Origin of the sequence: Nodosilinea sp. FACHB-131, from assembly GCF_014695395.1 — a bacterium.
GTDB lineage: Bacteria > Cyanobacteriota > Cyanobacteriia > Phormidesmidales > Phormidesmidaceae > Nodosilinea.
Genome location: NZ_JACJOF010000042.1, coordinates 1 through 15,511, shown reverse-complemented (window position 1 = coordinate 15,511; position 15,511 = coordinate 1). Strand labels below are relative to the sequence as shown.

General features: G+C 52.7%; 5 protein-coding genes. 2 read left to right on the top strand and 3 right to left on the bottom strand.

From position 1 onward, the window contains the following. Positions 1-5: 5 nt before the first annotated feature. A complete protein-coding gene (locus H6F75_RS26825) occupies positions 6-3,758 on the bottom strand; it encodes a PAS domain S-box protein (RefSeq protein ID WP_190756319.1) in 3,753 nt (1,250 codons plus the stop codon). A gap of 647 nt (positions 3,759-4,405) precedes the next feature. Here H6F75_RS26825 and H6F75_RS29110 point away from each other — a divergent pair. Next, the gene (locus H6F75_RS29110; protein ID WP_347710717.1) at positions 4,406-4,549 is read left to right on the top strand and encodes a hypothetical protein; all 144 of its coding nucleotides are present in this window, start codon (positions 4,406-4,408) and stop codon (positions 4,547-4,549) included. Positions 4,550-4,732: 183 nt separating this feature from the next. Here the strand turns inward: H6F75_RS29110 and H6F75_RS26810 are convergent, their stop codons facing one another. Together H6F75_RS26810 and H6F75_RS26805 are read right to left on the bottom strand one after the other, a co-directional pair. After that, positions 4,733-8,731: an EAL domain-containing protein gene (locus tag H6F75_RS26810; protein ID WP_190756315.1), complete on the bottom strand. Its 3,999-nt coding sequence runs from the start codon at positions 8,729-8,731 to the stop codon at positions 4,733-4,735. 2,190 nt (positions 8,732-10,921) lie between these two features. Beyond that, positions 10,922-14,455, bottom strand: a complete 3,534-nt coding sequence (locus tag H6F75_RS26805; RefSeq protein WP_190756313.1) for a bifunctional diguanylate cyclase/phosphodiesterase — start codon at positions 14,453-14,455, stop codon at positions 10,922-10,924. 469 nt (positions 14,456-14,924) lie between these two features. On the opposite strand from H6F75_RS26805, the gene H6F75_RS26800 reads away from it, so the two are divergent. Then, positions 14,925-15,173: a hypothetical protein gene (locus H6F75_RS26800; protein ID WP_190756311.1), complete on the top strand. Its 249-nt coding sequence runs from the start codon at positions 14,925-14,927 to the stop codon at positions 15,171-15,173. The last annotated feature ends 338 nt before the right edge of the window (positions 15,174-15,511 follow it).

The window sequence follows — 15,511 nt, the reverse complement described above, 5'->3', positions numbered from 1 at the left end:
GAAAATTAATGGGAATGAATTAACTGAGCGATCGCCTGCACTAACGCTTGGGGATCAATGGGCTTCGAAATGTGCCTTTGGAAACCTGCGGCAATCACCTGTTGTTGATTGGTATCTCCTGCATAGGCCGTGAGGGCGATCGCCGGAACTTGCCCCCCTTGTTCAGGAGCTAAGGCCCTCACCTGCTGGATCAGCATATAGCCATCCATCTCTGGCATGCCAATATCACTCAACAGAACATCTGGCTTGGCTTGAGGCAAAACAAGCAATGCCTCGTGGGCAGAAGTAGCGGTTATCACCTGTGCTCCCTGCTGTTCTAATACAAACACCACCAATTCTCGGGTGTCGGGTTCATCGTCCACCACCACGATTTTGATGCCGTTCAAATCATGGGACTGCTGGGGCGATCGCTCGTTTCGGTTCACCTGTAATGGAGTCTGCAAGAGGGGGAGCCGAATGGTGAAGGTTGAGCCTTGGCCCTCCCCTAAGCTGTCGGCTCTAACAGTTCCTCCATGCAGTTCAACCAAGTGACGCACGATCGCCAGGCCTAATCCCAGGCCACCAAACTGTCGGGTAGTTGTACCATCCGCTTGGCGGAAGTAGTCAAACACATAGGGTAAAAACTCAGGCGAAATGCCTTTCCCCGTATCGCTGACGGTGATTTGAGCATAATCAGTTGTTTTTTCGCTGTTATTAATTATTTGCTGATCGGTACCGACTAGCGATGCCTCACCCATAGCCCATGACGAATTCCCCGTGAGCGATGACAAACTAATGTCAACCCGCCCACCAGCCGGAGTAAACTTCACCGCATTGGAGAGCAGATTCCAGACTACTTGCTGTAGTCGCGTGGAGTCACCCCAAACCATACATTTTGGATTTTGGATAGCGCTTTGCGCCGCTGCGCTGGAAGATTTTAGCTCGTCCTCGTTTTTTAATTGAAAATCTAAAACCGTAAATCGTAAATCGATGGACTTGGCTTCGGCGGCCAATCGCACCGTTTCCATTGCGCCTCGAATTTTGTTGGCAAGATTGACAGGAGCCACGTTGAGGTTTAGCTTGCCGCGCAAAATTCGCGATACATCGAGCAAATCTTCAATGAGTTCTGATTGCAGCTTGGCGTTGCGTTGAATAGTCGTTAGCGCATGGGTTGTTTTAGCGGTATCTAGCTTACCGCTCAGCAAAAGTGTAGACCAACCGAGAATGGGGTTGAGGGGCGACCTGAGTTCATGGGATAGCACGGCCAAAAACTCGTCTTTAATACGATTTGCCTGCTCGGCTTCTTCCCGTGCCGATTGCTCCCGTTGCAGCAGCAGTTCTCGCTCGACGTCTGCCTGTTTGCGATCGGTAATATCCAGCAATATGCCAAAGAAATCAACCGTTCGGCGGAACTCCCCTGCCCCTTCAAATTGGGCTTGCCCTTTGGCTAATACCCACCGTTCGGTGCCGTCATTCCACACAATTCGATATTCAATTTCGTAAGTTCCAGCCGATTGAGGCTCGAGCGCCCCATTCACCGCCGTAGACACTCGTTCGCGATCGTCCGGGTGCATCCGCTCCAAGACCTGCGGGAGAGGCACCATCACCGTATCCTCTGACTCTCCCCAAATTTCCCGCATCCGCTCGTCCATCTCCACGAGGTTGGTGTCTAGATGCAGCCGCCAACCGCCCAGTTTAGCCACCTGGATGGCTAGGCGTGCCCACTCCTCGCTTTCCCTCAGGTCCTGTTCTGCCCGTTTGCGTTCGTCTTCGATGCGCTTGCGATCGCTGATGTCGTTGAAGAGAACGGCTACCTTGCGCTCCTCGGGCTCGCCCATGCGAAAGGCGTAAACATCGTAAAACCGCCCCAGTTCCTGGGCCGTGTTTTCAAACCGCTCTGGCACTCCCGTTAGCGCGATTCTGCCGTAAAGCTCAAACCAGTGCGACTCCATTTTTGGGGCAAATTCTCGCACGGTTTTGCCAATCACGTCCACCAGTCCGGTCTGTTTTTCAAAGGCGGCGTTAGCTTCTAAGAAGCGGTAGTCAAAGGCATTGCCGGTGGCATCAAACAAAACTTCGATAATGCAAAAGCCTTCATCGATAGAATCAAACAGCGATCGATATTTTGCTTCTGACTCGCGCAATGCTTCTTTAATATCGACCTCACCCTGAATGTCGGTGCAGGTGCCAACCCATTGCCTAATGATTCCATCTGCATCTTTAATCGGCACACCCCGTACCAACTGCCAGCGCCATTCCCCGGTGTGATGGCGAAAGCGATGCTGAATTTCGAGCGGCTCGCCCGATTGAAGACAGTGCTGCCAGTCTCGTTCAGTATTGGGCAGATCCTCCGGGTGCGTAACTTGTTGCCAGTTCCAACCATGCAGTTGCTGTGGCGTAAGTCCTACGTAGTCTGCCCATTGGTCACTCATGTAGTCCACCCGACCGTCAGGCATTGCCGTCCAAATCAGTTGGGGAACGGTAGCGGTGACGGTGCGAAACCGCTCCTCGCTTTGGCGCAGAGCTGCCTCGGCACGGGCTCGTTCCAGACGCGGGAAGATGCGGTTTGAGATTTCTTCAATCAGTTGAATCTCGTCTTCACGCCACTGCCGGGGTTGCGAGTGACAGATGGCAATGTAATGGGTCCATTGGCCCTGGCGATGAAATGGAACGGTGACAAAGGAATACATATCGAGTGCCGCATAGCCAGCGGCATCGGTGCGCGGGTCTGTTTGGGTATTGCAGACTACAACGGTTTCTCCAGCTCGGCTGGCCCGCACAAATTCGTTGCTTAAGTATTGAGAGATGCAAAACGTGCCCACTATACTGGGCACCTCTGGACTGCTCCAGCCGTGATGGGCGGTCACTCGATCGTGGGCTTCATCGACATCGGCGAAAGCGCAGGTCGTAATCTGCAAATAGGCCCCCATCTTCGCCCCAACCGCTTGCATAATTTCGTCGGCCGTCGAAAACCGCGAGAAGGCTTCACCAATTTCTGCAAGGAATACCCCATGGGCTTCCCGGCGTTTGCGCTCGGTGATGTCTAGGGCGATCGCGACTACCGATTGCGGTTGCCCTCCGCGATCGCAGACCGCATACACACTGTTGTTGACCCAGACGATCGAGCCATCCTTGCGGATATAGCGTTTCTCAATCTCAAACGGCGTGCCCTCGATCAGCATTCGCTTAAACAGTTCGACATTGCGGGGCAGGTCTTCAGGATGGGTGATGTCCTGCATGCGCCGCTGGTAAAGTTCATCGGCTGAGTAGCCAGTGATGTCGCAATACTTCTGATTAACCAGCGTCAGCCTGCCCTCCAAATCCACACAGGCGACGCCGGTTACGGCTTGGTTAACAATGGCTTGATACCGACCTTCTGACTCCCGTAATCTTTCCTCGGTTTGTTTACCGGTGTCTTGAATCTGCTTGTGTGCGGTAATGTCCCGCGAGACGCACACAAGCTGTTCAACGTTTCCATCTGCGCTTCGAATAGGGCTAATTTTATTGGCCCACCACTGGGGTTCACCCTGAAGCGTTGGACGGTGGCCTTCCATGGAACATACCTCGCCTGCCGCTGCACGGGCGATCGCATCGCTGGCGGCCTGCTGCTCGGCTTCCTGCCACAGCTCAGCCCAGTATGTATTGAGAAAGGGCGTGACATCGTCAATGCCCAGTAGCGCCTGCCCTCCCCGATTTACGAACAGAATGCGCCCGCCTAAATCCAAGAGTTGGATGCAGTCATCGCTACTATCTAAGATTTGCAGGGTCTGGATATCCAATATCAAATTAGACGGCTGGGCTGAGCCAGCTCCGTCTGCTGCAACCTGACCATTGACGCTGCTGCTTACCTGAGTACAATTCTGAGAGAAAGAATGGCTTGGCGACGTAGAGTGATGGAGAGGCTTGACCATAAAATCTTCGTTTCACTCCAAAAAGTATCTGACGAGCAACTTCTTATCGGCCTCGCCCGTCGAATGAAGCAAGTGCTCAAATGGCATGACCGCCATGGGTAGAAGCGTTGCTCGCCCATGCTCCCATCGGTTGATGCTTGGCAATGACACCCTTATTTTTGCTGCCAACTTCGCCTGTGAAAGATTAAAACACTGTCGCACTTTTTGCACAGAATCTGATAACTGGGAGTGTTCAACTTTTTCAGAGCTGCGTGTAGCGCTAGTTGCGAACATGAAGGCGAACCCGACGCCTAGGCAAGCATTCTACCCGAACGTGCTATGTGATGTGACGATTCTCATCCACCAAAAGGTGTAAAGGCCTTTAACGTAAGGCTTGCCGTGGCTGACTGTGCTCTCGCTCTAGCACGGAATCTTGCACCTTTCTGGCAAAGAGGGCGTTGGCAAACCCTCGATCGCCTGCACGACCGCGATTCAGCTAGCCGAGGCAAGGCAGCATTGATCTGGGGCTGTATATCGTGTGCGAGATCGTCGTCGCCCACGGGGGAACGGGAGAGGTCGCCTCGACGGCGCAGGCAGGCACGACGTTCACCGTTCGCCTGCCGCGACGCACCCGGTTGAAGGCGACCGTCAGTAAGCGCAGAGACCATTACGGGGTTTGAGTAGTAATGGAACAGAAACCTACGTTAAGGCTGAAAGTCTTGCGGGAAGAGCTTTTCAAATCGTGTTTTTTACGTTCTTTGGCAGACGCTCTTGTACCAGTTGAACAGTGCCCTAATTGGTACAGAAAAATAGAACGGTGTATCAAGGGTTTCAGTCCCTTTCTGCCAATTGACGCCGTGCCTTTAGGTTTCTCTGGGTATGACTGACCGGCTCTCTAACGATTGCGGTGGCTCACTAAAATTCTGTAACCGCCTTACACCACTCCTCTCGGTATTGTGAGTCTGAATAAATTGCTGAAATTGTTCGGTCGCCAGCGGTTTACTCAATAAGTAACCTTGAACACTACTGCAGCCTAGAGCTCGCAATATCTGCAACTGTTCTACTTTTTCGACCCCTTCAGCAACCGTTTCCAGGCTTAGGCCGTGGCCCAGAGCGATCACTGCCTGCACTACAGCAATTTCCCTCGATTCAAAAGACAGATCTTGAATAAACTCGCGGGCAATTTTGAGGGAATGGAGCGGAAATTGTTTCAAAGCAGCTAGGGACGAGTGCCCTGTGCCAAAGTCATCCATTGAGATGTAGATCCCCATATCTTTCAGTTCTTGCAAGGTAGAGATCGCAGCAGGAATATCCTGCATCACTACTCTTTCGGTAATTTCGACCTCTATCTGGCTGGGCTCAAGTCGATGATCTAGCAAGATTTGAGCAATCTTTTTGGGCAAGTTTTTTTGCTGAATCGTTTGAGCAGAGAGATTAACAGCAATACGCAGTGGTGGGTTTCCGAGGGTTTGCCATGAGCGAATCTGAGCACAGGCGGCACGAATAACCCACTCATCGATTGCGCTAATTTGCCCCATCACTTCGGCTGTTACTATAAACTCTCCCGGCATCAGCAACCCTTTTTGAGGATGCTGCCAACGAATTAAGGCCTCAGCGGCAGTCACCTGGCCTGTTTGCAAGTCTAACTGGGGCTGATAGTGCAGCACAAACTCAGTTTGCTCCACAGCCCTATGCAGATCATGGGTCAAAATCAGTTGATCCAGGGATCTCCCTATCGTGATAGACGAGTGGAGTTTGTAGTTATTGCGTCCTTGATGCTTGGCATCATACATGGCGGCATCCGCATTTTTCAGCAGGGTCTCAACATCTTGACCATGGCTGGGGGCAAGAGCAATACCAATGCTCGTCGTCACTCGAAAGGTCTGGCGATTGAACACAAATGGCTCACGCAGGTTATGAAGAACCCGTTGAGCCACTTTCGTAACATCTTTGGTGGACTGAATATTTTGAAGCATCAGGGTAAATTCATCCCCACCCCAACGCGCCACAATATCGCCCTTCTTTAAACAGCCTGAAATTCGCTGTGCCACTTGCTGCAGGAGCTGATCCCCTATGGCATGGCCCAGGGTGTCATTAATCGCCTTGAAATGGTCGAGATCCACAAAGCAGACCGCGAGCATCCTACTATTTAGTCTGTTGTTGGCGGGTTTGAGTTGTTCTAAAGCCCTGACCAGTTCTTCTTCAAACAGCAGCCGGTTGGGTAATCCAGTGAGCCGGTCATGACAAGCTTGATGGCGAATCGTTGCCTCAATCCGCCGCTGCATCACGGTGATGTATAAATGGGTGGCCAGGGTTTGCGACAGTTTGATGTCTTCTGCGTTCCAACCTGAAGCAAATGGCATATCCGCTAAGTCTTGAGAGGATGGATTCGTGTCGGCAGTAGTCTGTTGGGGGTTTGAAAATCCACCGGTCGCCAACAGACTCGCACCCAGTTCGCGACGAAACAGGCTGAACCACCCAATGGCTTGTTGCTGATATTGCAGGGGCACAATCAGTACGGAATCAATGGTGACCGCTTCGAAGGCCGCTCCTAACGTCCGCAGGTGTGGATCTTGCCCAAAATCTTGCAGGGTATAGAGATGGTAAGTTGGCGCTTCTCCACTACTCTTTGTCCGATGCCTTCCACCATTCGCGCTCTGGGCCAAATGACGCCAAAGATAGCTTTCACCCTCCAGGGTTAAAGCTGGTTGCACGCCTGAACGGTAAAGCTGATCACTCTGCTCTTCGGTATCGGCGGAGATATAAAGCTGTCCACCAATACAACCAAAGGTGGTAACGGTAGCATCAATGACTTGCTGCATCACCCGGATGGCATCTCTAGGCGTATGCAACAGGCGGGTGAGGCGATTGATGGTGGCTTCCGCCTGGGCTTGCTGAGACGCTTGTTTTAACAGGGTTGCTTGAGCGATTGCAATGCCGACATGGGTCGAAAGTTCTTTAAGAAAATCCAGTTCCCAAGCTTGCCATTCACGATAGCGATGGCACTGGTGAGCAATTAACAGCCCCCAAAGCTCTTGATTGTGGAGAATTGGGACCACTAGCTTGGACTTCACGCCCAGTTGATGGAGGGTTTCGACTAAACAGGCTGAGAGACCGTCTTGCTCAATATCAGTAATGGCGCGGACCCGGCCCTGTTGGTAAAAGCAATAACTTTCAACCGGAAAAACCTCCTCTAATAGCGGTTGACCTATTAGCGAAAAACATCCTGAAGCAACAGCCTCATTCGTCACCCAACCCGTACCGTCAGGATTGATGCGATAGGTCAGTACCCGATCAGCCTGCAACAATTGCCTGACCTCAGCCACCGTCGTGTTCAAAATCTGACTGAGGTCTAACGACTCCCGAATGCGGTGCGCTACTGCTGTAATTAAACGCTCTCGCTCAAATTGCTGCCGCAACAAATTCTCAGCCTGTTGGCGTTGCTTCAGTTCGGCTTGAGACTGCTGATACAGCTCTGACTGATGAATCGCGATCGCCGTTTGGGTGGTGAGTTGCTTAAGCAAATCAATCTCATCCGTTTGCCATACCCTCGCGCCAGAACATTGTTGCACCACCAGCAAGCCCCAGAGCTTACCTGCATCGACAATGGGCACGATTAGATTGGCCCGTACCTGAAAATCGGCTAGTAAGTCACGATGGCAGGGGGTCAAATCGGCGGTCTCAATATCTGAGATCGCCTGCACCCGCCCCTGTGCATAGAGCTGTAAGTAATGTCGAGCAAACTGGGCGTCGTAAATCTGAGTGCCTGTAATTTTGCGCCACTGAGCATCTGTCGATTCCACTACGACATAGCCACTATGGTCAGTGTTAAGTTGGTAAATCAGGACTCGGTCAGATGCCAATAGATGATGCACCTCAGCGACGGTGGTCTGCAAAATCGCGGTCAGATCGAGCGAACCTTGAACATGAATGCGCTCAGCCATTTGCCTAACTAGGCATTCCTGAGCGGATTGTCGCCGCAGTTTTGCCTCTAGCCGCTTTTGCGCCGTAATATCGTGACAGATGGCGACGTACTGATAGGGCCTGTTATCACCGTCTAGAAAAGGGACAACAGTCGTATTAGCCCAATACAAGCTACCGTCTTGAGCGCGTTTTTGGATTTCTCCTCGCCATACCTGCCCACGATTGAGGATTTGCCAGATGGCTTCTAAATCAGTCGGAGAATGGTCGCCTTCCTCCAGCAAACGATGCTTGTTGCCAATCAGTTCTACCGCTGAATAATGAGAGATTTCGCAGAACTTATCATTGGCGTAAGTAATCAACCCTTGGGCATCTGCGATCGCCACAATGGACGACTGATCCAACGTAAACTCAATGTCTGTACGGTCTTTTAGGGTTTGCTTCAGCACCCGGTGCCCGTATCTTAGTTCCAGTTGTGCCACGACCTGACGGCTCAGGATGCCCAACGCTTCAAGTTGCGCTGAATCTAGTTGCCGCGGTTGTTGGTCAATGACGCACAGCGTCCCTAGCCGATAACCCTGGGCAGTAATGAGGGGGAAGCCGGCGTAGAAACGAATGTGGGGTTCCCCGACAACGAGCGGATTCTGCGCGAAGCGCTCGTCGAGCAGAGCATTTTCGATGATGAGAGGCTGTGATTGTAGAATCGCATGGGCGCAAAAGGCCCACTGGCGGGGAGTTTCCGTTGCCGTTAGGCCAACCTTTGCCTTAAACCACTGGCGGTGGTCATCAATCAGACTCATTAAAGCAATCGGGGTTTGGCCGATCTGGGTGGCAAGTTGAACTAAATCATCAAAAGCCGCTTCTGGGGCCGTATCCAAGAGCTCATATCGAGCTAACGCAGCTAATCGAGCCGCTTCATAATCACCCTGGATATTTGGCATCCTTGCTCCCCGTTAACGTTCTGGTAAATCAACCATCTCGTAGCGTCGTCCGGATCACAGGGTGCCTAGCTTATGCTCAAATGTATCAGAAAATACACACATCGTATTCTTAGTACGGATAGAGGCTTTGCTGTGAGGTATAAATTGACCTCTTTCAACAGGTTGTGACCGTCTTTCTATAAGGTTTAGTAGTTTAATGTGGCGATCGTCTCCGACACTTGCTCTGGCCTCACCTCCAAATACCGCTGCAGCGACGTCAGCAACGCGTGGCTGCTCATCTCCTAATTACTCGCAGCAGTATCGATCCTCTGGTTCATCGCGGCTGCCTTCTATAGAAAGCAGCCAGCCGGTGCCGATAAGTAAGCCAGCCGTTTCTACTAGGGCATGCGCTGGGGCTGCCTCTGGGAACAGTTCTAGCGGGGTAAAGGGCAGTCGGTCGAGGGCTGGTTGAAATCTAGGGCCTGCAATATTCCGAGGGGCTCGGCTGATGCGAATCTCAAGAGCACGGTGGAATGTTCATTCTCCAGGGAAGGCTGAAGCTCTGGCACATGGAAGTAGCTCCTGATTAGGCTGATTAGTAGCCCAGGCTAGTTATCCCGCGCCCCAGAGCAGCATTACAATCTCTTTTGGCAGCTCTTTCGTGAAACGTTCCAAAATTTGTCTAACACTGTACCAAACAATTCCCACTCAGCTATGCCCAAAGCATTTGGGTACAGGTACGGGGTTAAGCCAGATTGGCCAATTGGGTGCGCAGGCAACTACTCAACCCACAAGCTTTCAGCAAGTTAAGACCATTGAGCACTCAGTTTTCTTATTAATTACTTCAGCGACCTCCCCATAGTGTCACTCTGCCCATTCAAAGTCGATATTTCATGAAATTAGCTGAATGTATGCGGTCTAACGATGCTCATCACCTGCCGTAGATACCTTGAACTTCAACCAATAATCTCTCGGCGGTCGGTGTGCATGGGTGTTGTTAGGCAGTGATTTTGGTTAGATAAAATTTATACATGAAGTTATTGAGAATAATTTTGCCTTTTCCAGGAGAAGTAATGAGCTAAATCCCTGCTACCGATCATATAAATAGGAATAATGGAACTGAGAATTGCCATCATCAAACTTCCTACTATGAGAATGACAGAGAGTTTTGAACTCAGTAAAAGAACCATTGCCATCAAAATGATCACCAAAAAACTACAGATACATATCAGGAGCCATTTTGCCCATTGTCGCCCTTGTAGAACAAAATACATTACTACAATTGTGAGTAAGATGCGGCCAATAGCCCATTTATCCCGCGCAATGATTACCAAGGTAGTATCCAAAATACAAAGCACTAGAAACATAGCGATTAATCGATTCCGAGCATTCAAGATAGATTGGTCAGGCTGGATCATGTTTTTTTGATAACGCCTAAATAATTACAATTGAAGTATTGCATGGATCAAGATCAGCTTTTTGCCATTCAAATTCTTAGGTTGAACGTTCCCCCCAAACAGCTCAAAACATTTGTCTGCAGTTTTAGTAGTCAAATAGCTTATCAAAATAAACAAGGGATAACTCATAATTAGAGGGGAAATTTTTGCATAATACCTCCATGCGGAATCTTAAATGGAAATCTGTCTGCATAAACACCCCCACGGGGAGCTTGAGTGGAATAACTTCAGACTAAATGCCGAATATAGAATCTTAGATGGACAGATTCAGTATAAATTCTTGATGAATGGGAGACATACAACTTAAGATTTCCTTATGGCTAGTACGGAGTTATTTATGCATGGTTCAACTCCACCAAGGCGCTTCTTGACTGGGTGCGCGATGCGATTTTGCTGAAACATTATTCTTACCGGACGAAGCAGTCCTACGTTCAGTGAAACGCCTGTGGCAGAACTATGAGTCGGTTGCAAAGGGAGACGCCTAGTGAAATAAATCTGAGTCATGGTTTAGCTGCCCCGCGCCTCAAAGCAACATCACAATCTTTTTCAACAACTCTTTCGTCAAACGTTTCGAAATTTGTCCAACACTGTGCTGGACAATTATCCTCCAGCTGCATCGGCGAAGCCAGATTCGCCAGTTGCGCGCGCAGGCAACTGTTCAAAGCAACCAAAAGTCTATGCCCAGCTCCGGATCAACGCTAAGTTTCTTGCAGTTGCGGTAACCCTAGTTTTTTAGGGAGTGGAAGATTAGGCTTCACTCTAGGTCGTAGGTGCAGACCAGCGGTTGGGGGTGGCCAATGCCATAGCCCTGGGCAAAGTCTACGCCGATAGCTGTGATGCAATCCAGAATGGCGCTGTTTTCAACGTATTCGGCAATGGTTTTGAGGCCCATAACGCGGCCAATGGTACTAATAGCATCGACCATAGCGTAGTCAACACGGTCATCGAGAATGTTTTTGACGAAGCCACCGTCGATTTTGAGGTAATCCACAGGCAGGGTTTTAAGGTAGGCAAAGGACGACACGCCGCTGCCAAAGTCGTCCAGGGCGAAGCGACAACCCAACGCCCTTAACTGGCGGACAAAGTCGCTGGCTTTGGAGAGGTTAGCAATCGCCACCGTTTCGGTAATTTCAAAGCACACTTGCTGGGGCGGCACGGGGTATAGGGCAAACTGCTGGCGCAGAAAATCCACCATGGCGTCGTCATTGAGGCTGGCTCCAGAAAGATTGATCGCATAGACCGTGGGCACTGTTGGGTCTGAGTCTAACTGGTTATGCAGGGTGGGCCAGTGCTGAAACAGGGTGCTGACCACCCAGCGATCGATCTTGGCCATCAGGCCGTAGCGCTCCGCTGCTGGCAAAAAGGCCAGGGGCGGGATCATTTGCCTGGTGTCGTCCCGTAGGCGTAGCAGCACCTCGTAGTGATATTCTTTTGCTGGCCCCGGCGCAGTCGGCACGATGAGCTGGGCAAAGAGGCAAAACCGATGGTCGGTTAAGGCTTGGGTAAGGCGGGCCACCCAGCGAAATTCTTCCTGCTGTTGAAGCAGAGCCTGATCATCGAGGTGTACAGTATGGACGCGGTTACGTCCGTTATTTTTGGCGGTATAGCAGGCGGTGTCGGCGGCTATTAGCACGTTCTCCAACGTGTCGCTGTGGTGGTTGATAGGCACCACACCAATGCTGACGCCGATAGCGAAGGTGTTGCCTGCCCAAGCAAAACGGAAATCTTGTACCGCATCTTTTAGGCTATGAGCCACCCGCAGAGCCTGCTCAAGAGCGCACTGATACAGCAACACGCCAAACTCGTCACCCCCTAGGCGGGCTAGTGTGTCGGTTTTGCGAATGTGGCTCTGCAACAGGTTAGTGATCTGGCGCAGCAGTTCGTCGCCAGCGTTGTGGCCACAGGTATCGTTGACAATTTTGAACTGGTCGAGATCGAGGTAGCACAACACATAGCTGCCCTCATGGGCCTGGGCTCGGGCGATCGCCTGGTGCAGGCGGCGTTCAAACTCGCGACGGTTGACCAGCCCAGTTAGAGGGTCATGGATAGCTTGCCAGGTAACCTGCCGGGTAAGCTGCCGGGACTGAGTGACATCGTGGAACACCATTACGGCACCCACGGTTTGGCCCTGGCGATCGCAGATGGGGGCGGCAGAATCGTCTACACCAATTTCGCGTCCATCGCGGGACAGCAGCACGGTATCTTTTGCCAGCGCGACCACGCGGTTCTCCCGCAGGGCTATTTCCACTGGGTTGGGGGCAGGCTCGCGGGTCTCTTCGTGAATGATGGTGAATACAGTGTCCAGGGGGCGCCCTTGGGCCTCCGCCTGGCTCCAACCAGTGAGGGATTGGGCGACGGGGTTGCAGTATTCGACGCGACCGGCCACGTCAGTGGTGATCACGGCGTCGCCAATAGAGTGGAGAGTGACCTGAGCCAGCTCTTTTTCGTGAAACAGGGCCTCTTCCATCTGCCGCCGTTGAGTGATATCGGCAAAGGAGCAAACTACGGCATAGGGCTGGGTTTCACCGGAGCGCACCATGGGCTCGGCATTAACGGAGATCCAGGTAAGGGTACCGTTGGGCTTGTGGATACCTATGATGACGTTGCGGTTGGGCTGCCCGGTGCGCAGGGTGACCATGGCGGGGTGTTTGTCGTTGGGGAAGGGACGACCGTCTTCATAGATGCTGCGCCAGCGCGGGTCGATGGAGGTGCGACCTTGCATCTGATCCAGCGTCAGGCCCAAAATTTCTTCGGCGCGGCTGTTGCAGGTCTGAATAACCCCGTTAGCATCTTGAAGTACTACCCCCTCCGCCAGGGCGGTTACGACCGACCGATAGCGGTCTTCGCTGTCGCGCAGGGCCATTTCGGCCCGGTGGCGCTCGGTGACGTCGTGGTAGGTGAGGACTTTGCCCACGGTACGATCGCCCACTCGATGGGGGCGTCCGTGACGCTCCAGAACGCGGCCATCGATTAGCTCGACCCGGTCAAAGGTCTTCTGGTTCAAATCCGCCATCATGCGTTGGAAGGCAGCATCAAACGCTTGGGGGTCTTTGGTTTGGCTGAGAATAAAGGGATAGAAGTTGGTGGTGGCACCGCTGCGGACGACCTCATCCGCCAAAGCGAGAGGAATCGCCCACTGCCGCAGAAAGCGGCTGTTGAAGTAGCGGATATGCCAGTCGGCATCAAGGACTAAAATGCCGTCGCCGGTAGATTCAAGGATGGTGTCGAGCAGCGATCGAGTCTGGGTCAAGGCATCGTTCAGCCGGTGGAGCTTCTGAGCCTGAGCCTGGGAGCGTCGGTACAAATGGAGTACTCCTGCTACCAGCAGCGCCGATATCAGACCTGCCGTCAGCACGATATTGGCTGCTGGCAGCAGCAGGTTAGTCACCTGCTGGGCCAATTGCGCTGAGAGCTCACTTCGCAGAGTGGAGCTCCAGCTGATCAGTGCCTCCCACAGTAGCAGACTAGCGGTGGCCACCCCAAACCCTACGCTCCCGGCCAGCCAGCGCGGCTGGCCGGGGTGGGGCTGACGGTGCAGCACTGCAACCACGATGCCTAGCCCCAGCCCTAGCAGCACCACGGCAGTGGGAAGCGCCACGCCGGTCAAAAAGCGCCAGGTGTAGGCGGTGCCCAGCTGGGTCAGGTAGCCCAGCAGCACGATCAGGTTGGAGCCAACCACCCCAGTGGCCAGGGTGGCAGCCACGGCGGGAATCCAAGGTAGACGGGCCGGGGGAAATTGGGATGATGGCTTGTGATCGGCAATCGCCAACCCCAGTACCGCCAGACCCAAGCATAAGAAGCTCAAAGTCGCGTTGGGGGACGGGCGCCCTGGCAAGGGCTGCTCGACTTGAATAAACAGCTGATGGATGGGTGTCTGAATGGCCCGAGGATCGATCTGGCTGGGGGCGTAAAGTTCGGTGGTGATGTAGTCGTGCATCAGCAGTTGGTCAATACCCAGGTTGATCCCCGCCAGGTACTGCACCAGGGTCAGCCCGCTAAGGACCACCACCGCCCCACTTAGGCCCAGCGCCCAGCTGCGCCACCGCCGTATCCAGCTCAGCAGCGCCAGTCCTAGCAAGACCATCAAAATCGCCGCATTGTAGCGAGTGGGCGGTGACCCCGCTGGCCACTGAATAATCGCTGTAGTGTGAGTATGCCAAGCGCTCAGTACCAGCAGCCCCAGCCCCACGCTCAGGCTCGCCGCCAGCCCCGGCACCCATTCACTCCACCGCGACATCGCTTGTCTACCGAACCAGCCCGGGGGAGCAAAGGGATCGTGTTGTGTCATGGCCTTCAGGCATTTTGGGAGCTATTACGTCACTGAACTAAGCTTGCCTCGACCCGCGTAAGGGGTGAGACTGGCGTGCTGAAAATTAACCCAGAAGAGCTATAAACCTGTTAAATTAAGCACCGGCGAATTGGCCCACGCTTTAAAGCCGCATCACAATCTCTCTCAGCGGCTCTTTCGTGAAACGTACCAAAGTTTGTCTAGCGCAGCGCTGGACAATTCCAACTCAGCTATGTCCAAGACATTTGGGTACAGATATGGGGTAGGTCAGACCGGCTAATTGCGCGCAGACAACTACTCAATCCACCCTGCCCTTAACTTGCTTAAAGCCGCTGAATTTGAGAGCATTTAACCCTAACAGGGATGGCGTCACAGGTACCCAAACAAAACCCCCACGGGCTAGCGGTACCTATGGGGGTTAGTTTTTAGGGTGCATCTACGATTCAGGAATCCTGCTCGTTGTTAGCCTATGGTGTCCAAACCCGAGCTTCGCAATAATGGGCAAGTGGTACCGTCACAAATCATCACCATGATTACTAAAGGGTCCACACAACCTGACGATCCACGCAAATATCTAGGGCCGCTGCACCAGCAGGCTGTTGATGTTTCCAAGACCAGCACGGGCGATTGCAGTGAACTGGAAAAACTAGAGGCACTGGTACTCCAAGCCACAGACGAAGAAAAAGCCGAGATGCTTGGAGGAGAAATAGAGAGGTAGATCGCTGCCCATGGCTCCAAGTTGATTCAGGCCTACGACTTGAGCGGGCTAAATAGCTAATCGCGCCAAAACAAAACCCCCACAGACCAGCGGTGTCTGTGGGGGTTTATTGCATCTAGACATGGCATCGCGCCCGCTGTTGGGCCTATGGTGCCCCTAATGGTAGGGTGCAATCGCACTCTACCCCCTGCGATCGGCCATGTGGCTTAGTCGGCTGCGTCAGCCTCAGCCCGATGCCGTTTCAGAGGGGCCAACACCTGCTCGTAGTTCATGCTGTCGTATTGACCCGATTGGCGCATATCCAACGCTACCCGAATGCCAATCGCGTCGCCGTCGTC

Coding starts and splice junctions, on each gene's coding strand:
- H6F75_RS26810 (WP_190756315.1), bottom strand. CDS start 8,731: ATGCCAAATATCCAGGGTGATTATGAAGCGGCTCGATTAGCTGCGTTA.
- H6F75_RS26805 (WP_190756313.1), bottom strand. CDS start 14,455: ATGACACAACACGATCCCTTTGCTCCCCCGGGCTGGTTCGGTAGACAA.
- H6F75_RS26800 (WP_190756311.1), top strand. CDS start 14,925: ATGGTGTCCAAACCCGAGCTTCGCAATAATGGGCAAGTGGTACCGTCA.